Source organism: Methylomonas sp. MED-D, assembly GCF_050276835.1.
Taxonomy (GTDB): domain Bacteria; phylum Pseudomonadota; class Gammaproteobacteria; order Methylococcales; family Methylomonadaceae; genus Methylomonas; species Methylomonas koyamae_A.
Genome location: NZ_CP189965.1, coordinates 2,211,944 through 2,234,624, shown reverse-complemented (window position 1 = coordinate 2,234,624; position 22,681 = coordinate 2,211,944). Strand labels below are relative to the sequence as shown.

Annotated in this window: 23 protein-coding genes; 20 read left to right on the top strand and 3 right to left on the bottom strand. The window is 57.3% G+C overall.

Going from position 1 to position 22,681, the window contains the following annotated elements; all coding sequences use genetic code 11:
• The first annotated feature begins 1 nt into the window (after position 1).
• The 12 genes from asd to ACQE3E_RS09845 all read left to right on the top strand — a co-directional run bounded on the left by asd (position 2) and on the right by ACQE3E_RS09845 (position 11,583).
• Positions 2-862 (top strand): archaetidylserine decarboxylase, encoded by an 861-nt coding sequence (gene asd / locus ACQE3E_RS09900; RefSeq protein WP_427501571.1) that lies wholly within the window; start codon positions 2-4, stop codon positions 860-862.
• A gap of 99 nt (positions 863-961) precedes the next feature.
• Positions 962-1,303, top strand: a complete 342-nt coding sequence (gene yajC / locus ACQE3E_RS09895) for a preprotein translocase subunit YajC (RefSeq protein ID WP_064025993.1) — start codon at positions 962-964, stop codon at positions 1,301-1,303.
• A 75-nt stretch (positions 1,304-1,378) separates the two neighbouring features.
• Positions 1,379-3,226 (top strand): protein translocase subunit SecD, encoded by a 1,848-nt coding sequence (gene secD, locus ACQE3E_RS09890; protein ID WP_071159494.1) that lies wholly within the window; start codon positions 1,379-1,381, stop codon positions 3,224-3,226.
• A 153-nt stretch (positions 3,227-3,379) separates the two neighbouring features.
• Positions 3,380-3,811, top strand: coding sequence for a nucleoside-diphosphate kinase (ndk, locus tag ACQE3E_RS09885; RefSeq protein WP_064026003.1), 432 nt, complete (start codon positions 3,380-3,382; stop codon positions 3,809-3,811).
• On the top strand, positions 3,786-4,907 hold the full coding sequence (gene rlmN / locus ACQE3E_RS09880; protein ID WP_064026005.1) for a 23S rRNA (adenine(2503)-C(2))-methyltransferase RlmN: 1,122 nt from the start codon (positions 3,786-3,788) through the stop codon (positions 4,905-4,907). The genes ndk and rlmN overlap by 26 nt, the downstream gene beginning before the upstream one ends.
• Positions 4,897-5,664 carry a type IV pilus biogenesis/stability protein PilW gene (gene pilW / locus ACQE3E_RS09875; RefSeq protein ID WP_313728184.1) on the top strand — a complete coding sequence of 256 codons (768 nt, stop codon included), beginning with the start codon at positions 4,897-4,899 and terminating at the stop codon, positions 5,662-5,664. The genes rlmN and pilW overlap by 11 nt, the downstream gene beginning before the upstream one ends.
• A gap of 7 nt (positions 5,665-5,671) precedes the next feature.
• A complete protein-coding gene (gene hisS / locus ACQE3E_RS09870; protein WP_313728185.1) occupies positions 5,672-6,979 on the top strand; it encodes a histidine--tRNA ligase in 1,308 nt (435 codons plus the stop codon).
• A 13-nt stretch (positions 6,980-6,992) separates the two neighbouring features.
• A complete protein-coding gene (locus tag ACQE3E_RS09865; RefSeq protein ID WP_313728187.1) occupies positions 6,993-7,628 on the top strand; it encodes a YfgM family protein in 636 nt (211 codons plus the stop codon).
• Between the two features lie 36 nt (positions 7,629-7,664).
• Complete coding sequence (gene bamB, locus ACQE3E_RS09860) at positions 7,665-8,876, top strand: outer membrane protein assembly factor BamB (RefSeq protein ID WP_064026013.1); 1,212 nt, start codon at positions 7,665-7,667, stop codon at positions 8,874-8,876.
• Between the two features lie 3 nt (positions 8,877-8,879).
• Positions 8,880-10,271 carry a ribosome biogenesis GTPase Der gene (der, locus tag ACQE3E_RS09855; RefSeq protein ID WP_313728188.1) on the top strand — a complete coding sequence of 464 codons (1,392 nt, stop codon included), beginning with the start codon at positions 8,880-8,882 and terminating at the stop codon, positions 10,269-10,271.
• A gap of 66 nt (positions 10,272-10,337) precedes the next feature.
• Positions 10,338-10,841 (top strand): thiol peroxidase, encoded by a 504-nt coding sequence (gene tpx / locus ACQE3E_RS09850; RefSeq protein WP_313728189.1) that lies wholly within the window; start codon positions 10,338-10,340, stop codon positions 10,839-10,841.
• 433 nt (positions 10,842-11,274) lie between these two features.
• Entirely contained in the window at positions 11,275-11,583 is a 309-nt protein-coding gene (locus ACQE3E_RS09845) for a hypothetical protein (RefSeq protein ID WP_313728190.1), read from the top strand.
• On the opposite strand, the gene ACQE3E_RS09840 is transcribed toward ACQE3E_RS09845, so the two are convergent.
• Entirely contained in the window at positions 11,580-12,371 is a 792-nt protein-coding gene (locus tag ACQE3E_RS09840; RefSeq protein WP_313728191.1) for a thermonuclease family protein, read from the bottom strand. The two genes, ACQE3E_RS09845 and ACQE3E_RS09840, sit on opposite strands and share 4 nt — an antisense overlap.
• A 48-nt stretch (positions 12,372-12,419) precedes the next feature.
• Here ACQE3E_RS09840 and ACQE3E_RS09835 point away from each other — a divergent pair, with 48 nt between their 5' ends.
• Positions 12,420-12,971: a DUF1415 domain-containing protein gene (locus tag ACQE3E_RS09835; protein WP_064026023.1), complete on the top strand. Its 552-nt coding sequence runs from the start codon at positions 12,420-12,422 to the stop codon at positions 12,969-12,971.
• Here ACQE3E_RS09835 and ACQE3E_RS09830 read toward each other — a convergent pair.
• Positions 12,956-13,663, bottom strand: coding sequence for a hypothetical protein (locus ACQE3E_RS09830; protein WP_313728193.1), 708 nt, complete (start codon positions 13,661-13,663; stop codon positions 12,956-12,958). The genes ACQE3E_RS09835 and ACQE3E_RS09830 overlap by 16 nt on opposite strands.
• An 87-nt stretch (positions 13,664-13,750) precedes the next feature.
• Between ACQE3E_RS09830 and ACQE3E_RS09825 the strand changes: the two genes are divergently transcribed.
• Positions 13,751-14,050, top strand: a complete 300-nt coding sequence (locus ACQE3E_RS09825; protein WP_064026028.1) for a DUF2288 domain-containing protein — start codon at positions 13,751-13,753, stop codon at positions 14,048-14,050.
• A 4-nt stretch (positions 14,051-14,054) separates the two neighbouring features.
• Here the strand turns inward: ACQE3E_RS09825 and ACQE3E_RS09820 are convergent, their stop codons facing one another.
• Positions 14,055-14,699 (bottom strand): HvfX family Cu-binding RiPP maturation protein, encoded by a 645-nt coding sequence (locus ACQE3E_RS09820; protein WP_083386115.1) that lies wholly within the window; start codon positions 14,697-14,699, stop codon positions 14,055-14,057.
• Between the two features lie 30 nt (positions 14,700-14,729).
• Between ACQE3E_RS09820 and ACQE3E_RS09815 the strand changes: the two genes are divergently transcribed.
• The 6 genes from ACQE3E_RS09815 (at position 14,730) to ACQE3E_RS09790 (ending at position 21,250) form a co-directional block, all read left to right on the top strand.
• Positions 14,730-15,071, top strand: a complete 342-nt coding sequence (locus ACQE3E_RS09815) for a cupin domain-containing protein (RefSeq protein WP_313728194.1) — start codon at positions 14,730-14,732, stop codon at positions 15,069-15,071.
• A 352-nt stretch (positions 15,072-15,423) separates the two neighbouring features.
• On the top strand, positions 15,424-16,929 hold the full coding sequence (locus tag ACQE3E_RS09810; RefSeq protein WP_071159892.1) for an alginate export family protein: 1,506 nt from the start codon (positions 15,424-15,426) through the stop codon (positions 16,927-16,929).
• Between the two features lie 310 nt (positions 16,930-17,239).
• Positions 17,240-18,010, top strand: coding sequence for a molybdate ABC transporter substrate-binding protein (modA, locus tag ACQE3E_RS09805; RefSeq protein ID WP_064026032.1), 771 nt, complete (start codon positions 17,240-17,242; stop codon positions 18,008-18,010).
• Positions 18,011-18,012: 2 nt separating this feature from the next.
• Entirely contained in the window at positions 18,013-18,699 is a 687-nt protein-coding gene (modB, locus tag ACQE3E_RS09800) for a molybdate ABC transporter permease subunit (protein ID WP_071159510.1), read from the top strand.
• Positions 18,696-19,769, top strand: coding sequence for a molybdenum ABC transporter ATP-binding protein (gene modC / locus ACQE3E_RS09795; RefSeq protein WP_313728196.1), 1,074 nt, complete (start codon positions 18,696-18,698; stop codon positions 19,767-19,769). Before modB ends, modC begins: the two co-directional genes overlap by 4 nt.
• A 131-nt stretch (positions 19,770-19,900) precedes the next feature.
• Positions 19,901-21,250, top strand: coding sequence for an autotransporter outer membrane beta-barrel domain-containing protein (locus ACQE3E_RS09790; RefSeq protein WP_313728197.1), 1,350 nt, complete (start codon positions 19,901-19,903; stop codon positions 21,248-21,250).
• Positions 21,251-22,681: the final 1,431 nt, after the last annotated feature.

The following is a 22,681-nucleotide window of genomic DNA, read 5'->3' as shown; positions in this document are numbered from 1 at the left end:
CATGAATTTAAAAGAATTGTTAACCGTCCTGCCGCAATACGGCTTGCCCCATCACGCGCTGTCGAATCTGATGGCCAAGCTGACCCATTGCCGAAACCCGACCTGGAAAAACCTGTTCATCAAGACCATCGTCCGCCTGTACGGCGTGAACATGGCGGAAGCCAAATATCCAGACCCGGACAGTTACGCCAGTTTCAACGAGTTTTTCACCCGCGAATTGCAAGACGGCGCCCGCACTTTTGCGTCGGGCCGCGACGAGCTGGCTTGCCCGGCGGACGGCGAAGTCAGTCAAGCCGGCACGATCGAGGCCGGACGAATTTTTCAAGCCAAGGGCCACGACTACAGCGTGCTGGAGTTACTGGGAGGAGACGCGGAGCGCGCTGCGGCTTTCAGTGACGGCCGGTTTGCCACGATTTACTTGTCGCCCAAGGATTATCACCGCCTGCACATGCCGTTGGCCGGCACACTGAAGGAAATGATCCACGTGCCCGGCCGGTTGTTCAGCGTCAATAACACCACGGTCGGCGCGGTGCCGAATCTGTTCGCGCGTAACGAGCGGGTGGCATGCATTTTCGACACCGAAGCCGGGCCGATGGCCTTGATTTTGGTCGGCGCCATCTTCGTGTCCAGCGTCGAAACGGTCTGGCACGGCGTCGTCACGCCACCGACCGTCAGCCAAGCGCGGGTTTGGCAATACGGCGCCGACGCACTGACGCTAGCTAAAGGCGCCGAGATGGGCCGCTTCAACATGGGTTCGACGATCATCGTCCTGTTCGGCCCCGAGCAAGTCGCCTGGCATGCCGATCTGACCGCCGGCCGGGCGGTCCGGCTGGGCGAAAGCATCGGTAGGCATTTGGTTTAACACCCTTAAAATGCGATCGGCGGCGGGCTATGGCATAATGCGCGCCTGTCCGCCCCCCGGCCGGACCGCTAACAAAACGATAACAATTAGAGGACAACAATGAGTTTCTTGATTTCAGACGCGATTGCGCAAACCGCACCCGCCGCCCAACAACCCGGCATCGAAGGCATGCTGTTTCCGCTTGGCATCCTGATCTTTTTCTACTTCCTGTTCATTCGCCCGCAATCCAAGCGCAACAAGGAACAAAAACAAATGCTGGCCGCGCTCGGCAAGGGTTCGGAAGTGGTCACCAGCGGCGGGATACTGGGTAAAGTCGTCGATCTGGACGACAACTTCGTCAAATTGGAAGTCTCAGACAACACCTTCATCCAAGTCCAACGCCACGCCGTCGCGACGATGATGCCAAAAGGCACGTACAAAACCCTGAACAAAAAAGCCTAACGACTGCTCACAACGCCGCCCTCGATCCGCTCGCCCCTCCGGCGGCCTAGCTCGCGCAGCTATTAACGGAAACCTATGCAAAATCATTTTCCAGTCTGGAAGAACCTGATGGTTCTGACCCTTTTGGTGATCGGCACGCTCTACTCATTGCCGAATCTGTACGGCAACGATCCGGCGGTGCAAGTGGCTTCGTCCTCCGCCACGCCGTTGCAACAACGCCAAGCGGACGATGTCGCCGCCAGCATCCGCGACGCCGGTTTCACGACCAAGGCCTTCGAATTTACCGACGGCAAGGTGCTGGCCCGTTTCAACAATACCGACGAACAAATGAAAGTCGCCGACCTGTTGCGCGACAAGCTGGCCGAGCAAGCCACGGTCGCGCTCAACCTGGCGCCGGCCACGCCGGATTGGTTGCGCATGATCGGCGCGGAGCCGATGCATCTGGGTCTGGACTTGCGGGGCGGCGTGCATTTCCTGCTGGAAGTCGACATGGACTCCGCGTTGAAGCAAACCGAAGAACGCTATAACAACGACATCCGCACCGCCTTCCGCGACGCCAAGGTCCGTTATCAGTCGGTCAGCAAGGAAGCGAACGGCATCAAGGTGGTGTTGCCGAACGAAGAGGCCAGGGTCGCGGCGGCGGCGGTATTGAACAAGGATTTCCGCAATCTGGACCTGAAGGAAACCGGCCCCAACGAATTCACGTTGTCGATCACCGAGCGCGAATTGCGCGACATTAAAAAATCGGCGCTGGGCCAAAACATCACGACGTTGCGTAATCGGGTCAACGAGCTGGGCGTGGCCGAACCGATCATCCAGCAGCAAGGCGACAGCCGTATCGTCGTCCAACTGCCCGGCGTACAGGACACGACTCGCGCGAAGGAACTGCTCGGCACCACCGCGACGCTGGAATACCGCTTGGTCGACGTCGAACACGACGTGCAATCGGCTCTGTCCGGACACGAACCGGCCGGCGCGCGCCTTTACAAAGACAAAAACGGCAATCCGATTTTGTTGAAACGCTCGGTCATCGTCACCGGCGACCAAATTACCGACGCTTCGTCCGGCATGGATCAGGACGGCCAATCGGCGGTCTTCATCACCTTGGACGGTGCCGGCGCCAAAAAAATGGGCAAATTGACCCAGGAAAATATCGGCAAGCCGATGGCGGTCGTCTTCATCGAATACAAATCCGAGACCCGCGTCGTCAACGGCGAGAAAGTTCAACACAAGGAAAAAGTCGAAAAAGTCATCAGTGTCGCGACGATTCGCGACAGTTTCAGCAAACGCTTCCAAACCACCGGTCTGGACAGCCCAGAGGAAGCCCGCACCTTGGCCTTGTTGCTGCGTGCCGGCGCATTGGCCGCACCGGTCGAGATCGTCGAGGAACGCACTGTCGGCCCTAGCCTGGGTCAGGAAAACATCGATCAGGGCATGAACTCGATCGTCGCCGGCTTCTTGCTGGTCGTGGTCTTCATGGTGATTTACTACCGAGCCTTCGGCCTAATCGCCAACTTTGCGCTGCTGTTCAACGTGGTACTGCTGATTTCGATCATGTCGGTGCTACAAGCGACGCTGACTCTGCCGGGCATGGCCGGTATCGTGTTGACGGTGGGCATGGCGGTGGACGCCAACGTTTTGATCAACGAACGGATCCGCGAGGAACTGCGTCACGGCAACAGCTTGCAAACCAGCATTTACATGGGCTACGAAAAAGCCTTCGCGACGATTTTGGACTCCAACGTGACCCACTTCATCGTCGCGATCCTGCTGTTCGGTTTCGGTACCGGCCCTGTCAAGGGCTTCGCGCTGGTTCTGGTAATCGGGATCGCCACGTCGGTGTTTACCGCGGTCACCAGCACCCGGATGCTCGTCAATTGGTTCTACGGCAGCAACAGCGACCCCAGCAGGCTGTCGATCTAATCCGCCCGCACCGCTGTCCGGAAGCCCGGCCGATACGCTGGGCTACTCCGGCACAGGCGCTCCATATGCTTGGCCGGGTTTCTCATCACCCCGGCGAACGGGTTATAATGCCCTATTCTATTTTTTAATCATAAACCTACGGGAGTTAAATCAATGGCCATCGAACGTACTTTCTCCATCATCAAGCCCGACGCCGTCGCAAAAAACGTGATTGGAGAAATCGTCAGCCGCTTCGAAAAAAACGGACTGCGCGTCGTTGCATCGAAAATGCTGCAATTGACCCAAGACCAAGCCGAAGGCTTTTACGCGGAACACAAGGAACGCGGCTTTTTTAAAGACTTGGTCAGCTTCATGACTTCCGGTCCGGTCGTCGTACAAGTGTTGGAAGGTGAAAACGCCGTTCTGAAAAATCGCGAACTGATGGGCGCGACCAACCCTAAAGAAGCCGCGCCGGGCACGATCCGCGCCGATTTCGCGGTCAGCATCGACGAAAACGCCGTCCATGGCTCCGACGCTCCGGAATCGGCCGCCAGAGAAATCGCTTACTTCTTCAGCGCGAATGAACTCTGCGACCGCATCCGCTAAACCGGCATTGGTCAATTTGCTGGATTTCGACAGAAAAGGTCTGCAAGCCTTTTTTGTCGAACTCGGCGAAAAGCCGTTTCGCGCCACCCAATTACTGAAGTGGATTTATCAGGAAGGCGTTGCCGATTTCGAGCAAATGACCAACCTGAGCAAATCGTTGCGCCAGCACTTGCGGGAACATTGCGAAGTCAGGGCGCCGGACATCGTCACGGAACAATTGGCAAGCGACGGCACCTGCAAATGGGCGATGCAAATGCGCTGCGGCAATCGGGTCGAGACGGTCTATATTCCGGAAGATCGGCGCGCGACCTTGTGCGTGTCGTCGCAAGTCGGCTGCGCGCTGGCCTGCAGTTTCTGCTCGACCGCCCAGCAAGGCTTCAACCGCAATTTAAGTACCGCCGAGATCGTCGGCCAGCTTTATCTGGCCCAACAACGCCTCGGGCCCGAGCGCCGCATCACCAATGTCGTGATGATGGGCATGGGCGAACCGCTGTTGAACTTCGATAATGTCGTCGCGGCGATGAATCTAATGATGGACGACTTCGCCTACGGCTTGTCCAAACGCCGGGTCACTGTCAGCACCTCCGGCGTCGTGCCGGCGATGAAAAGACTGGGCGACGTCTGCGACGTCAGCATGGCGGTATCGTTGCACGCGCCGTACGACGAACTGCGCGACCAATTGGTGCCGATCAACGTCAAATACCCGCTCGCCGAACTGATGGACGCTTGCCGCGACTACGCCAAGACCGGTCCGCGCAAGCATATTACCTTCGAATACGTGATGCTGGACGGCATCAACGACGGCGCCGAGCACGCGCGCGCCTTGGTCAAACTGTTGAAGAACGTCCCGTCCAAGCTCAATCTGATTCCGTTCAATCCGTTCCCGCAGTCGTCGTACCGTTGCTCCAGCAGCGCCAACATCCTGCGCTTTCGCGACATTCTGCAGGACGCGGGACTAGTGACCACGATACGCAAAACGCGCGGCGAAGATATCGACGCCGCCTGCGGCCAACTGGTCGGCCAAGTCCAGGATAAAAGTCGCCGCCATCTAAAACTCCAAGCGATGCAGGCGCACGGCAGCGGCAATGTCGCGTAAACCGATACGATACTGGGCTATCTGCGGCATCGCCGGTCTTCTGACCGGCGGCTGCGGCTTGCTGCCCGACATCAAGCCGTCGATGAGCAATGCCGAAAAGGCCACGCTCAATCTGCAAATGGGCGCTCGCTATCTGGACATGGGCATGTTGGATGCCGCCCGCGAAAAATTGCAAACCGCGCTCAGCCTGGACTCCGGCAATGCCGAAATCCATAACACATTGGCGGTGTTTTACGAGCGGGTCAAGGACTACGACGCCGCCGACGACAGCTATCGTAGCGCCTTAAGCCGCGACCCCGCCAATTTCAGCACCTTGAACAATTACGGCCGCTTTCAATGCGAACGCGACCGGGTCGACCAAGGCGTGGAACTATTGAAGCAAGCGCTGGACTCGGCAATGAACACCCGGCCGTGGTTCGCACTGACCAATCTCGGCGCTTGCGCGCTCAAGCAAAACGACGCGCAGCAGGCCGAAGGCTATTTCCGCCAAGCCTTGCAAGCCCAAAACGAATACGCTCCGGCCTTGCTGGAGATGCAGAAAATCAGTTATCAGAACCGCCAATATCTGTCGGCGCGCGGCTTCCTGGAACGCTATCTGGCCGTCGCCAATCACACCCCGGAAACCCTGTGGCTGGCTTTTCAAACCGAACGCTCGCTGGGCAACGGCAAACTGGCCGAAGAGTACCGCGACAAACTCCTATCCGCTTTCCCGGCTTCGAAGGAAGCTCAACTCGTTAAATCCGCGATTAGCAAGTAAACCCAACATGGCAAAACAACAGCAGGCCATACAGGCCATCCGAGGCATGCACGATATTCTTCCCGAGCAATCGCCGCACTGGCAATGGCTGGAAGGTCATGCCCGCGACGTGCTCGGCGCCTACGGTTATCAGGAAATTCGCCTGCCCATCGTCGAAAAAACCGAGCTGTTCAAACGTTCGATCGGCGAAGTCACCGACATTGTCGAGAAGGAAATGTACACCTTCGATGACCGTAACGGCGACTCGCTGACTTTGCGTCCGGAAGGCACCGCCGGCTGTCTGCGCGCCTGTCTGGAACACGGTTTGTTGCACAATCAAAGCCATAGGCTCTGGTATTACGGACCGATGTTCCGCCATGAACGTCCGCAAAAAGGCCGTTACCGCCAGTTTTACCAGTTGGGCGTCGAAACCTACGGCATGGCCGGTCCCGACATCGATGCGGAAATGATTTTGTTAACCGATCGGCTTTGGAAACGCCTCGGTATCCGCGACATGGTCGAACTGCAAATCAACTCGCTGGGTACCGCCGAAGAACGGCTGGCCTACCGCGGCACGCTGGTCGAATACTTCAATCAACACCTGGATTGCCTGGACGAAGACAGCCGCCGCCGCCTGGACTCCAATCCGCTGCGCATTCTGGACAGCAAAAACCCCGACATGCAGGCGATGCTGCGCGGCGCGCCGGTTCTGCTCGATCATCTGGGCACAGATAGCCTGGCGCATTTCGACCGTCTGAAAGCCACGTTGGACGACTTGGGGCTGAAGTACGCGATCAACACCCGTCTGGTACGCGGCCTGGATTACTACGGCAAAACCGTGTTCGAATGGGTCACCGAACGCCTAGGTTCGCAAGGCACGATTTGCGCCGGCGGCCGTTACGACGGCCTAATCGAGCAACTCGGCGGCAAGGCCAATCATGCGATCGGCTTCGCGATGGGCATGGAACGCATTCTGGCGCTGATCGAACAATTGGAACACGTCGACATTCCGGCCGGCGTCGACGTTTATCTGATCCGGGTCGGCGAACAGGCCGAAACCGTCGGCATGCGTTTGGCGGAGCGGTTAAGAGACGCCCTGCCCGGCTTGAAAATCCAGGTCAATTGCGGCGGCGGCAGCTTTAAGAGTCAATTCAAAAAGGCCGACAAATCCGGCGCAGAATACGCGATTATCATCGGCGACGACGAAGCGCAAAACCAGGTCGCGGCGCTAAAGCCGTTGCGCCTTGAACAGGAACAAACCACGCTGGATCATCAGGCGCTCATCGAAACCTTGCGCGCCTGGCAACAGCAACGATTTCACACAACCGCAAACTAAGTAGAGAATTACCGTGGCAATTTACGATACCGAAGAAGAACAACTGGAACAGTTGAAAAAATGGTGGGAAGCCAATCAGACAGCCGTGATTGCCGGCGTCGTCACCGCGCTGGTCCTGGTGACCGGTTGGAATCTGTGGCAAAACCATCAAACCGATAAAAACAGCCAAGCTTCCCTGATGTTTCAGCAGATGCTGGAAAGCGCGAATTCCGGCAACCGCGAATCGACCGAAAAACTGGCCGAGCGCCTGCCTAGCGAGTTTCCGTCAACCGCTTACGCCGAGTTCGCCGGCCTGGAATTGGCGAAATCCAAGGTCGAACAAGGCGATCTGGAAGGCGCGAAAACCCTGTTGAAAAAAACCGTCGAAACCACCACCAGCGACGAACTGCGCCATGTCGCTCGCCTGCGTCTGCTCCAGTTGCTGCTGGCCAGCCGCGAATTCGAACAAGGCCTGCAACTGATCGCGTCGGTGGACCCCGCCAAATCGGAAGGCTTTGCCTCCGCCTACGACGAACTGCAAGGCGACTTTTACGTCGCCCTGGACCGGCCGGACGAGGCCCGCAACGCTTACCAAAGCGCGATCCGCACCGGGCAAGCCACGCCGCTGACTCAATTCAAGCTGGACGATCTGAGCACCGAAACGCCGTAACGCCGCCAGCCGCCAACTAACCCTCATTCAATGCATATGCCGACCAGGATTTATCGACTTCACCCGCTGGCCGCTCTGATCGCCTGCCTGCCGTTACTCGGCGGTTGCGCGGGTCTGGATGCCGGCCGCGACTTCATCTCCGGCATCACCGAATACATTACCGGCGACGACGATAACGCCGACCCGCCGGCGACGTTGCAAGAATATACGATGGAAGTCCAGCCCGAAATCGTCTGGAAGGAATCGATCGGTAGCGGCGCCGACGAAAAATATCTGAAACTGATCCCGGCCGCCGCCGAGGGCAGCGTCTACGTCGGCGACCACAAGGGCCATTTGCAAGCGCGCGGCGCCGGCAACGGTAGTTTGACCTGGGAAAACAATAGCGAGTACAGCTTTTCGGCCGGCCCCGGTCTGGGGCCGCACAGCGTCATCATGGGCACCAGCACCGGCGAAGTGGTAGCTTTCGACAAGGGCACCGGCGAGCAACGTTGGAGAACCGACGTCCCCAGCGAAGTACTCGCAACGCCGGTAGTCAGCCACGGCATCGTCCTGGTCCGCACCACCGACGGCAAGGTTCTCGGCTTGCAGGAAAACGGCGGTGGCGTGTTGTGGTCGTTCGAGCACAGCGTGCCGGCCCTGAGCATACGCGGTACCGGCGCCCCTATCGTCATCGACGACAGCGTCGTCATCGGCTCGGCCAACGGTAAATTGCAGGCCTTACAGTTAAAAGACGGCAAGGCCTTGTGGGAAGCGACAATCGCGATTCCGAGCGGACGTTCCGAAGTCGAACGCTTGGTCGATCTGGACGTCGATCCGGTCGCCGCCCGCGGGGCGATTTATATCGCCAGCTTTCAAGGCGGCACCTCGTCGGTGTCGGAAGTCGACGGCGATGTGCTGTGGCGCAACGAAGCCGTGTCGTCGTATAGCGGCTTGAGTCTGGATTACCGTTATCTCTACGTCAGCGATACCAAAAGCGAGGTCTGGCAGTTGGATCAACGCAGCGGTGCGTCGCTGTGGAAACAAAAGGATTTGCACAATCGGCAATTGACCGCCGCGGTGGCCTACCAAAACTATGTGGTGGTCGGCGATTACGAGGGCTATGTGCATTGGTTGTCGATTACCGACGGCCGCCAATTGGGCCGCATCCAGGTCGGCAAGGCCGCGATAGAGGCCAAGCCGGTCGTCGTGGACGATACCGTTTATGTTTACGCTAAAGACGGCACCTTGGCCGCATTGAGAGTCCACTAAATCATGCTACCCGTCATCGCCCTGGTCGGCCGTCCCAATGTCGGCAAATCGACGCTGTTCAATTATCTGACCCGCAGCCGCGAAGCGCTGGTCGCCGACTATCCCGGCCTGACCCGCGACCGCCAGTACGGCCGAGTCAAGCGCGGCGAGCGCGACTGCCTGGTCGTCGATACCGGCGGTATTACCGACGAGCGCGACGGCATTGACGTGTTCGCCAAGAAGCAGGTCGAAATCGCGCTGCAAGAAGCCGACGTGGTGTTCTTTTTAGTGGACGCCCGCGACGGCGTCAACGCGTCGGACGAAGCCATCGCCGACATGCTGCGCAAGTTGGGCAAACCGGTGGTGCTGGTCGTCAACAAAATCGACGGCATCGACAGCAACACCGTCGCCAACGATTTCTACGGCTTGGGTCTGGGCGAACCGGTGGCGATCGCCGCCGCCCACGGCCGCAACGTTCACGAATTGCTGGGCCAGATCGACACGCTGCTGCCGCCGCAAATCGACGAGTTTCAGGAAGTCGATCCCGGCATTGCCATTGCGGTCGTCGGTCGGCCCAATGTCGGCAAGTCCACGCTGGTCAATCGCCTGCTCGGCGAGGAACGGGTCGTGGTGTTCGACGAAGCCGGCACCACCCGCGACAGCATTTACATTCCGTTCGAACGCGACGGCAAAAAATTCACGCTGATCGATACCGCCGGCATGCGTCGCCGCTCGCGGGTATCGCTGACCGTCGAGAAGTTCAGCATCATCAAGTCGCTGCAAGCCATCGAAAAAGCCCACGTGGTGATTTATCTGATCGACGCCCGCGAAGGCATCACCGATCAGGACGCCCACATTTTGGGCTTGGTATTGGAAGCCGGCCGGGCACTGATTATCGGCTTGAACAAATGGGACGGCCTGAACGCCGAACACAAGGACTTCGTCAAGAAGCAGATCGAGATGAAATTGTCCTTCCTCGATTTCGCCGAAAAACATCCGATTTCAGCGCTACACGGCAGCGGCGTCGGCAAGCTGTTCGATGTGGTGCATACCTTGTACGACTCGGCGATGGTGGACATGTCCACGCCGCTGTTGACGCGGATTTTGAGCGATGCGGTCGCCGCCCACCAACCGCCGCTGGTCGGCGGCCGACGCATCAAGCTGAAATACGCGCACCAAGGCGGCCGCAATCCGCCAGTCGTCGTGATTCACGGCGTACAAACCGACGTGCTGCCCGGCGCCTACAAGCGCTATCTGATGAACTATTTCCGCGTGCAATTGCGCTTGGCCGGCACACCGGTCCGGCTGGTGTTCAAATCGCCGGAGAATCCGTTCCACGGCCAGAAAAATCAGCTGAGCGACCGCCAAGTCAAAAAACGCAAACGGCTGATCGATTTCAGCAAGCGCAACAAATAGTAAACCCGCGAACGGAGCCGAGCTTCGACGCCCGGCTGTTCTGTTCCGCCATTCTCGGAGAACTGCATGGCCACCATCACCTTCCAAGGCAAACCGATCAATACTTGCGGCGATTTACCGGCTATCGGCGCCAAAGCCCCGGATTTCAAGCTGACCAACCGAAAGATGCAAGATGTCGGTCTGACCAGCTTCGCCGGCAAGCGTAAATTACTGAATATCGTCCCCAGTTTGGATACCCCAACCTGCGCCACCTCGACCCGTAAGTTCAACGAGAAGGCCGCCCATCTTCACAATACCGAAGTCTTGGTGATCTCGGCCGACCTGCCGTTCGCCCAGGTGCGCTTCTGCGAAATCGAAGGCATCAAACATGTCGGCGCGCTTTCGACATTCCGCTCCGGCTTCGCGCGCGATTACGGCGTCGAATTGCTGGACAGCATCCTGGCCGGCCTGACCGCGCGCGCGGTCTTGGTACTCGATGAAACCGATACCGTGATTCATGCCGAACTGGTCGCCGAAATTGCCGACGAACCCGATTACGCGGCAGCGCTGGCAGCTCTCTCCAAAGCCTGATCAGCCGAATTCGCAACGCTTTCTTAAGGAGCAACCACGATTTCAACCGCTTTCACGGTCGAAATCGTTGTGCTTCGGCGGAATTTACCAAATTTTGCATTTTAAAGGCAGTACAACTCGAACGCGCGACCAACCCACGAATAATGGCCTAGGAACATAATCTTGCGCCCTTACTGGATAACTTTCCAGTTCCGCCGCCAAGCGACTCGGGACGCTCCTCCTCAAAACGCCGAGACCGAAGGTCTCGCCCGCTAGTCGATTTCCAGATAAAATCAAGGTGCCCGTTGCTTTTTTAGGCGAAAAAACCTCTATTTACCAGGGTAATCGCGCTAAAAAGCAGCATTCGAAACCAATTGCCTACCCATCCGGTCGTTCCTTAATCGGCCGGATCAAATAGCAAGCAGGGTAGGAGCAGCCTGGAAAACGGCCATTAATGGATAGCAAGCTCTCGGCGCGCCGTAGCGTCGTACGTCGCCAAGCAGAACGCAGAACTAATCCCTATGCTTTCAACAGCGAGGAATGGATTGCGATGATGCGGGAACAATATCTGCTCTGGCCGAAATTCGACCGGCGAGCGGGAGATAGGCGTCAGTCCGAACGCCGTGCGATGGACAGGCGCGCCTCGTTGCGCTCCGCCGCCACCGAACACGCTTTCCGCCGGGTTCGCCTGCTGTCCGCCGACGATCTGCTCAACGACGACGAAAAACAGATGATCCGCGAGCTGTTCGCGGACGACGATTAGTCGCCGAGCAGGATGTCGCCGCCGTGGCGCGCTTGCAACGCGAATTTGTCCTTGCTGCGCCGGACCCAACCTCTGGCCTCGACTTGCCGGCCGACATAGGACGCAAGCGGCGGAAACAAAGACGCATAGCGATTTTCCACCGCGACGGCCACCCCGTCGGAAAATTGCAGATAGCTATATTTCGCGGTGCGTTTGATACCGCTAATTCGGCCCGTCAACCGCTTCCAACCGTGATAATTTTCGGCGTTCAAGCTGGCATAGGGTTGCGCCGCGTACTCGGACCGGCCCCAAATACCCAAACCGGCTCGTTCGGCGTCACGTTGGGCGGCCAACAGACTATCGACATATTTCAGGTTGGGCGGAAATATATTGACCATTGCCAAACCGGCCCGAATCAACTCCAGATTGACGAACTCACGCGACTCGGTAAACACGTAAGCCAATCGGCGTTGATATTTGTCCTGCTTTTCGACGTCGCCTTCCAAATACACTTTTTGGCGTTCCAACTTTGCGCGCAGCCAGGCCTTGGCTTGTTCTCCACCCGCTTCGGCGGACTTGTTGCGACCAGCGACTTCCGGGGTATTCACTCCCAGAAATCGGATTTTTTCGCCGTTTGCCAATAAAATAGTGTCGCCATCGTAGACCTTCTCGACTTCGACTAGCGCGACACCGGGATCGACGCTCATGACCTCGGCGGTTTCGGTACCCCGGTCCGAATAATGTCGCCGACCTTGCGCATCGGTCCAACGATAAACGTCGCCGCCCTGGACCCCCGAGACAAGCAGCATGCCCAACGCGCATAATACCCACCGCTTCTCCATCACTAACCGCTAACCATGACTGAACACCCCGCGATTACCGCCACCCGCCGTTGGCTGGAACACTTTGTGATTGCCTACGACATCTGCCCTTTCGCCCGGCGCGAGCATCAACGCGGCAGCATCCGATACAGGCTCGTCGCAGGCAACAGCCTGGAATTCGCGTTGGAAACCTTGATTAGCGAGTGCCTGCATCTGGACGCCGAACCGGAAACCGAAACCACCTTGTTGATTTTTAACGAGGACTTTCAGAATTTCGACGATTTCCTGGACCTGTTGGCGATTGCCGAACAGTTGCTGAGCGATCAGGACTACGAAGGCATTTACCAGCTGGCCAGCTTTCATCCCGACTATTGCTTCGACCGCGTCGATGCCGAGGATGCCGCCAATTACACCAATCGCGCGCCGTTCCCGATGCTGCATCTGATCCGAGAAGCCAGCATCGCGGCGGCCCTGGCCCATTACGCCCATCCCGAAACGATCCCGGAACGCAATATTGCGTTGACCCGGCGAATGGGGGTGGAGAAATTACGCGACATCCTCGCCGGTTGCTTTCAGGATTTGGAGTAGTAGTCGAAATCTTCGGTCTTTTTCAACTTAAAATTCGGCTCGACATCGATTCGAACGTCTTTAAGCTTTTCCTTGGGTTCGGCTACCTTGGCTCGGACTTCTTCCAGAAAATCCTTGAACCAAGCCTGGTCGATCACGTCCGCCATGTCCTCGTCTTGCAGTATGTTGGGCTCGTCAGGCAGGCTGCCGTAATCGCGGGCCGTCCGCAAAGCCGCCAGGCAAGCCTCTTGGTCGCCTCGTAACGCAAAAATGCAAGCCAAGTTATAAGCGGCGCTACCTGTTTGAATGTAGCACGCTTTTTCGAAAAAACTCTCGGCCAATTGATACAAGCCGGGCTTGCTCTCGTCCGGACTGATCCGGGCCAATTCCATAAATGCCACGCCGCCGTCGATGGCTGCCCCCAGATAATTGGTCGCGATCAACAGACAAAACGAAAACTTGGAAATCGCGTCCTCGTAGATTTCGACCGCCTCCTGACCTTGCTTGGTCTTGGCTTCGTGCAATAACGCAAAACCCCAATGATACAAGCCGTCCGCCACCAGGGGCTGGTCGGATACCACGCTGGCGAAACCTTGATAAGCGCCCTTGAACAATTGCTCGGCCCTACCGCCGTCGGCTTTGCGGGCTTGGGCAACTTGCTTGATCGCCGCATCCAACGTCGAACGTTTTTTAATGGAACTCAATAACGACATCTAAAATCCTCGCTGATGGTTAACCGATCGGGTTGCGTTAAAATAGCCGTGCATACTACACCATCGCCCAGCCGCCGGAAAATGTTAATGACCGACACCGCCAACCCTACCGAATTCGCCAAAATCAATCTGGAAACCTCCGCCATCGCCTGGCGGGAATTGCAACGTTTCTTCGCGGCCGGACTGGCGATTGCCGTCGCCGCCGATTTGGATTTAGTAGACGTGGCTTGGCAATTCTCCCAAGACAACAAGGCCCAAGTCGAGCAATGGCTGAATAGCGGCCGTATCGGCCATGTTAGCGACGAGCAAGCCGGACGCTGGTATGCCGACGACAGCCTGGTTTGGGCCGTCGTCGTCAAACCGTGGGTGCTGGTACAAGCGCGCTGAGTGCTCAATCGATCAGGTATTTGCGTTTAAGCCAGTAATCGGCGCTGACGTAACGGCCGCCGCCCAGAAAAAACAACGCAACCAATAGCACGAAATAGGTCGCCGCGAATTCGATCCCGTTGTTCAGCATCGCCAGACTGCCGAATTCGGTCAAATAGGCGTAATCGCCCTGAGCCTGCAAAATCTCCTTGGCCTTGTCCAATCGTTCGATCGCCGCCACGGTGCGATCGGTCGCGAATAGGCCGCTACCGGTGGCGATGGCCAGCCAACCGTTTTGCCAATGCGCGGTCACGGCCGCCACCACCATGATGACCGACAACGGCAGGCTGATCACCCGCGTTGCAAAACCGAACACTAAAAACAAGGCGCCGAAGGTCTCGACGAAGGCCACCAGAAACACCAGCACATACGGTGCTGGCAAGCCCAAGCCCCATTCCGCATTGCCGAACCATGCGGCGGTGTCGGTAAAGTTGGCGAATTTCTTGGTTCCGGCCATCCAAAATACCGGCGCCAAATACAGCCGGATCAGCAGCGGCGCCAGAAAATCCAGACACCTAGCGGCATCGCAAGCCCTTCGGCACCAACGCGCCGCGACCGGCACCTTTTCGGCCGCGATGTTCATTAACGTGGCAAACGTCGTATTATTCATGCTCTCCCCCTCGAAATGTTCGTTTTTATCATGACTGGCTGTTCTTCGATCTTCGCCGACATTCCCAGCCGATTGCCGGCCGAATTATGCCAAACCTTGCATGCCGCGCCTACCGCCCGCATCGAGCGCATCGTCTCGCGGGGCCATGCCAGCGCTCCAGACGATTGGTACGATCAAGCCGAGGACGAATGGGTCATCGTTCTGCAAGGTCGAGCCAGACTCGCGTTCGCGGACCGGGCGGTATTGGAGATGCGGGCCGGCGACTATTTGCTGATTCCGGCGCACCGCCGGCATCGGGTCGATTGGACCGATCCCGACACAGAAACCGTCTGGCTGGCCATTCATCTAGAATCCAAATCGACTAGCGTCTAAATCCAGCTCTCGGTCACGCAACCTTTCCGAACTTCTCGACAGCCGCCAGCCATCTTACTCCGCCTCGTCAGTTCCGGCGACGTTTTGGAAACGACGCTCCCAATCGAGGTCGCCGCTACGCCCGGAATACGGTTCCAACGCCTGAAAATCCTAGCAACGCGCCCTAGCCAGCCATTTGCGCAGCCTCGACTAAAATTAACTGACCGGCAATAGTGTATTTGCTCTACGTTATTATCAATGATACATAACGGCTGATATACTTTGAGCCCAGTCTTTGCCGGCTAACCACGAGACTCCGAAACCGGACCGCCGGAAGGAGCCGTCGTCCGACAAACTAACCAGGGATACCGTGATGATTAATTGCCCATTCTCCACCCCCACTTCCGGCCGCTACCTGATTGCGATGGCGCTGGCTGGAGTTAACGCAAATCCGGCAGACTGCGCCGAAGCAAAAACCTACACCAAACCCGCCGTCACAGCCTTCTCCAGTCAAATGGACGATGCGTTGTTGGGCGGCGGTAAATTCGAAAAGCCGGTCTGGAATCTGCACGATGCGTTGCAGTTACCCAAATGGTTGGACATATCGATTGAACAGCGCACCCGCTACGAAAGCCTGGATGGACGCTTCACAGCAAACGCCAAGGGAGGCGACCAACAAATTCCATTGCAAACCGACTTGTGGTTGCAAGCGCACCTCGGTCAATTCCGTTTCGCGACCGAATTCGTGGATTCGCGGGCCTTAGGCGCCGACAGCGGCTCCGGCGTTAACAACACTCACGCCGATACCGCGGATTTTCTACAAGGTTATATTGCTTGGGCGGACCAAAACGTGTTTTACAGTGGCTTAGGCACCGAAGTGGTCGCCGGCCGGCAAACCCTGAATTTGGGGAGCCGCCGCCTGGTCGCCCGTAACGCGATGCGCAACACCATGAACACCTTCACCGGGGTAAAACTGCGGGTTCTGGATTACGACAAATGGCAATTCACCAGTTTTGTGACGATGCCGGTGCTTCGCTACCCGAACACTGCCGTCGATATCCTCGACGAGACCCACGAATTCGATGAGGAAGACACCCATACTTGGTTTTCCGGCGGCTTTTTAGAGGTTTTCGACATCGGCTGGGGCGTCAACAGCGAGGTATACCTGTACAACCTCGACGAGGGCGACAGCATTCGCAATCAAACTCGCAATCGCCGTTATTTTACGCCGGGCATGCGTTTTTACCGAAAACCCGGCAAGGACAAATTCGACTTCCAAACCGAAACCATCGGCCAATTCGGGACGGTTCGCGCATCGACCGCCGCCTCCGCCAGCCTAGATCAAGAACACTCCGCCTGGTTCCAACATCTGGATGTCGGCTATACCCTGGGAATCCCTTGGTCTCCGCGACTGGGTCTGGAATACGATTACGCCAGCGGCGACCACGATCCCAACGACAACAAAGATCAACGCTTCGATACCTTATACGGCGTCAGACGGGGAGACTTCGGCGCGACCGGCATCTATGGCGCCTTCGCTCGCAGCAATATCAACTCGCCGGGCTACCGCATCAATCTTGCACCGACTTCGGCAGTCCAGCTCGGCCTGAGCCACCGTTTTTTCTGGCTGGCCGAGGACAAGGACGGCTGGACAACTTCCGGCACCGCGACCACCATGCTGCGCGACAGAACCGGGAAGACCAAAAATTTCATCGGCCAGCAACTCGAATTGACCGCGCGCTGGGACTTTAACAGCAGTCTGAATTTCGAAACCGGCTGGACTCACTTATTTAAAGGAACGTTTGCCAAAACGGCGACCAACGCACCCGCACCTCAGGACATCGATTACTTCTATGTGCAAAGTTTGTTTCGGTTTTAACGCGCCACCTCACGTCGCGACTGATCCGATAGGTCAAGGGTTTTTAGAAGGCCAGTTAGTAAGATGACCGGTAACGGATTCCTGATTCGGGTGGCGGCGACAGACCCGAAATTGCTCGGTCTAAAAAGATTCGGCAGTCACGAACTCCGGTAGCCAGTATCGATCGGTGGGCGCGGCTTCACACCAAGCACGTTGATGACCGAAACCCTATCCCTGATCGGCGAGGCTTTCGCCGTGCCGATTCGTGCCGGCACCCATTTGCGTCAGTTTGAATTTTGAACCTGCTGTTTTAAACCTTTGGGAGAACCCTATGATACATCGCCTTACCCTTCGCGCCATCGTTCTGGCGACCTCGCTATTGCCCGCGTCGTCGGCCTGGGCCGCAACCACGCTGGTCGCGGTCGCCGCCAACTTCACCAAACCAATGGAACAAATCGCCGCCGAATTCCAGAAGGCCACCGGTCACGAGGCCAAGCTGTCGTTCGGCTCCTCGGGCAAATTCGTGTCGCAGATCGAAAACGGCGCGCCGTTCGAAGTCTTCTTGGCCGCCGATCAGGAAAGCGCGGTCAAATTGGTCAACGCCGAGTTGGCGGTCGCCGACACTCGTTTTACTTATGCATTGGGCAAGCTGGTGTTGTGGTCGGCAACGCCGGGCTTGGTCGACGAGCAAGGCGAAATCCTCGCCAAGGGCGGTTTCAAACATCTGGCGCTGGCCGATCCCAAACTGGCGCCTTACGGTGCCGCGGCGATTGACGTTTTGAAAAAACTCGGCTTGCGGGAGAAATTGCAGCCGCTGATCGTTCAAGGCGAAAATATCTCGCAAACCCATCAATTCGTCAGTACCGGCAATGCCGAACTGGGCTTCGTCGCCTTGTCTCAAGTCATCGATAACGGCAAGATCGGCAGCGGCTCGGGCTGGATCGTGCCCAGCGATAGCTACAACCCTATCCGGCAAGATGCAATCCTGCTTAACAAGGGAGACGAGAATCCCGCCGCGCAAGCATTGCTGGAATTCCTAAAAGGGCCGGCGGCCTCGACCATCATCTTGAAATACGGCTACAGCCTGCCCAGCCAACCCTAAGCATGCTCAACTCCGCCGATATCGCCACCTTGTGGCTGACGTTTAAAGTCGCTTGCCTGGCCACCCTGATCATGCTGATTCTGGGTACGCCGCTGGCGTGGTGGCTGGCGCGCACCCATTCCCGTTTCAAAGGATTCTGCAACGCGTTGGTGGCCTTGCCGCTGGTATTGCCGCCGTCGGTGTTGGGCTTCTATTTGTTGGTGACGCTGGGGCCGAAAGGCCCCATCGGCAAACTGACCGGCGAATTAGGACTGGGTACCTTGCCTTTCACCTTCCCTGGTTTGGTCGTGGCCTCGGTGTTTTATTCGCTGCCCTTCGTCGTTCAACCCCTGCAGGCCTCGTTTGCCGCAATCGGACGACAACCCTTGGAAGCCGCCGCGACGCTACGGGCCGGACCGTTGGATACCTTTTTCAGCGTCGTGCTGCCATTGGCGAAACCCGGCTTCATGACCGCGACGATTTTAGGTTTCGCGCATACCGTCGGCGAATTCGGCGTGGTGTTGATGGTCGGCGGGAATATCCCGGACCGGACCCGAGTAGTATCGGTACAGATTTATAACCACGTCGAGGCCATGGAGTACGAACAAGCCCACTGGTTGGCCGGCGGCCTGCTATTGTTTTCCTTTACCGTTCTAATGGCGTTGTACAGCGCGTTGAAAACCCACCCCGTCGCCCATCAACTTAAATGACCGCACCCATCCGCGCCGAATTCGACCTCGACTACGGCGAATTTCGACTCAATGTAGATTTGGTGTTGCCCGGCAGCGGCGTCTCGGTGCTGTTTGGACATTCCGGCTCCGGTAAGACCACGCTGCTGCGCTGCATCGCCGGTTTGCAAAAATCCAATAGCGGCTTTTTGCAGATCAACGGCGAAGTCTGGCAGGACAGCGAACGCGGGCTGTTTTTACCAACCCACCAACGTTCGTTGGGCTACGTATTTCAGGAAGCCAATCTATTTCCGCACCTGTCGGTCAAGGGTAATCTGCAATTCGGTTTGAAACGCACCGGCCAAGCCGGCGTCGACCTGACGCACATTCTGGAACTGCTGGGCATAGACCATTTGTTGGCACGCATGCCGGACGCGCTGTCCGGCGGCGAGCGCCAACGGGTCGCCATAGCGCGGGCATTGGCCCTGAACCCTAAAGTACTGCTGATGGACGAGCCGCTGGCCGCACTGGATTTCAAACGCAAGCAAGAAATCCTGCCCTATTTGTCCCGCCTGCACCGGGAACTGAAAATCCCGGTGGTCTACGTCACGCATTCGCAACAGGAAGTCGCTCAACTCGCCGACCATCTGGTAATAATGGCCAACGGCCGCGTTTTAGCCGCTGGCCCGCTCGCCGAAACCCAGAGCCGACTGGATATGCCGCTAGCTCAGGACCGCGAAGCAGCCACGGTTTGGCAAGGTCTAATTCAAAGTCATGAATCCGATTACCATCTAACCCGCGTGGAAACCGCCGCCGGTTCGCTGAGCTTGGCGGCTTTACCCGCCGCCGCGGGCACGCCGCTACGCCTGCAAATTCAGGCGCGGGATGTCAGCATCGCGCTGGAAAAACCGGCGGCGACCAGCATCCTCAACGTATTGCCCGCGACGGTCACCGGACTTGCCGCCGAATGCGACGGCTTGTGCGTGGTCGGCTTGCAAGTCGGCCCGTTGCCGCTACTGGCGCACGTCAGTCAAAAATCCGCCGTCGTGTTGGGCTTAAAAACCGGCATGCTGGTCTACGCACAAATCAAGGGCACTTCCATCCTGAACTAAGTCGCTTGGGGAGACGTGCCCAAACCGGGCATCCAGAGCCCGCGCGGTTTCAAGGCGACTAGACTGTGACAAAGTTGCCTAAGGCCTTATAATCCGAAGGGTTTACCATCTCAACACCATGGAGTTGAACCGTGAAAACACTATTGGCCCTGGCCGGTTTAGGATTGAGCATGTCCGCCCACGCGACGATCACCGGCAGTCTGATCAGTTCCGATTCGCTGCAAAGCTACTCGATTAACGACTTTTCGTCCGCTTCGCTGATCGAAACCGCCTACACTCAGTTACTGAACTACGAAACCAGCAACAATCTAGACTTGTCCGCCGCGAAAATCGTCGTCACCGACAACGTCTTTACCTTGGAAGCCACGCTGGGCGGCTTGCTGACTTGTTACTACCAAGGCCGTACCGCCACCTCAATCGAGGACTGTGCCAGTCTTACCGCCTATGCGACCGGCAATTTCGCGACCGGCACCACTCCTCAAGAGCAGAAAAGCCTAAATGCCGTCAACGACGCCACCACGATCGGTTTGCAACTCAACCGCAGCACCACCCAGATTTCCAGCTCGTTACAGTCGCTCCGTCATCTGCGCATCGATCATTCCACCGCGAAAGGCGGCGGTGCCGGCGACGACCTGTACAGCATGGTCGGACCGTTCGGATTTTTCGTCAATGCCGGCGGTTCCTGGGGCCACGTGGACGGCAACACCGGCAGTGCCGGCTTTGCGTTGTACAACCGCAATTTCAACGCCGCGCTCGATTTCAAAATCAGCGAGCGTTTCGCGACCGGCGTTCTGTTCGGCTATACCAGTTCCGCCGCCGAGCTGGACCGCGGGCAAGGCCGTTTCGATGCGAACATCTTTCGATTCTCGCCATTCGCAACCTTAACCCCCACCGAAAACACTTATATCGATCTGGCGGCCGGTTACGCCAAACACGATAACGCGGCGAACCGGCAATGCCTGACTTGCGGCGGCGGGGCCAAAGCCCAGTTCGAAACCGACGAATTCAACATTTTGGCCGGCACCGGCTATACCCACAACATCGGCGCCTGGAGCCTGCGCGGCTACGGTCAAGCCTCGACGATTTACATGAATATCGGCGGCTACCGCGAACAGGGCCTGCTGGGTGCAGGCAGCGGCCTGCTGACGGTACCGGAGCAATACGTAGTCTCGGTCACCAGCACCTTCGGCGTCGAATTGACCTATGCCTGGAGCCTGCCATTCGGCGTGCTGACGCCGCGCGTCAACGGCGAGTGGGTGCGCGAATACGCCAACGATCCGCGAGTCACCCGCGCCTTTACCCGCTCCGGCTTGGCGGCGAGCATCGTCTCTAGCGCCGCCGAACGCGATTGGGGCAACATGGGCGCCGGCCTGCAACTCAATCTGCCGAACGGATTGGCCGCGAATTTGGGCTATCAGGCTTTAATTATGTCCGGCTCCTACAATCACGCCCTGGAAGGCGGATTGCGCTGGGAGTTTTAAGCGGCCCGGTCCGAGACAAGTCAAACGAATCCGAACGAATCGGATCGCCGCGAAGACTCAAGTCCGTATTCCGACCAAAATCAGCCAGCCATTCCGCTTGAAAGCCGCCACCAGTTCCGATGCAAACCCAGCCATCGATTCCGAAATGATTGCGCCAGCGTTGAATGACCGCTTTTGGAAGTGATGAATTGTCGCAATCGCCCACTTCCCGCCAAATAAGGTTTAAGTTACGGCGGCCGAAAAAGGCAGAAGCGGTCATTCAAAATGTCATTGCGCTCCGTGAATTGCGAGCTTAATAGAATGGGAAAATAAATCCGGCCTCGCATGATCTTCATTGACAATGCCGCCGATCAATCGCACCGTTCCCATCGAAACCGGCAGCGGTGCGGTTTGAACGGTCAGGTGTCCGCGTTCGACCGGCAGCGGTGCCGTCGCGACAGGCTAGGTTGCCGTTGATACCGGCAGCGTTCTTATCTCAACACGCGGTATCGCCATACAAACATCCAGGGTTCCGCAGTGAACATGCAGACCTTCACGCTAAACACGCGGCCTTCTAATATAAACAGTCAGCACCGCTTGTTTAACACGCAAGCGCCGCTGTTGATCGGACACGCGCCGCTGTTCGGCAGAGACGGCTGCCTGTCAATCACTGGCGGCTCGATGTTTAGTCGAGATCGTCGCCTGTTCATCGGCGGACGCCCAGTGTCGAGTTGCGGAGCGCCGCTGTTAAACACGCGGCACTCGGTGTTTGCATTAGACGCTTGTCTGTTGATCAGACGTCGCTCTATGTTCAACAGAGGATGGTGGGTGTTTATCTAACATCGGTCCGTGTCCGCAATGGATTGTTCGGTGTTGTAATGGCAACTCGTCGAGTGATAAAGGACCCAGGACAGCTTCGATTCGCCCGAACCGCGAAGGATCGAGCAAGAACCCGCCAGACCGGCGGCAACATGTAGCTCCGGGTCCGTCGCGCCGACGCTCGCCTTGCCAAGCCCCGCGATCGACAAGTTACGGTGCCGGTATGGTTCGTCGAAGTTTTGGTGGATAGCGTTGGCTCTCCGACGGAGCAAAGGCGCGGGCGCAATGAGTGAGATCGACCCGTTTCTGACAGACAGGATTGAATTTAAGGTGACAGGAAAAGGTAAGCAAGCTGCCGATCAAATTTCGAGGCGATTAGCGTGCGCAATCCCACATTTCGAATGTCTACATTCATCCGACACGCTATCGCTAATCGGCGCTTCATTTGCATTCTTCGTATCGACTGTGTGCCAATGAGTGATCGCAAGGGTTGACGATTTACATGCGAGAGTCTTATGGTGGCAACGGTTTGCCCATCCATTTTTTAAAAGTCGTTAAGATAAGGGGCAAATTCTGGCATACTTACCAGCCAGATATAAAAGCAGTCAGCTTGACTAAAATTGATTCTTTTAA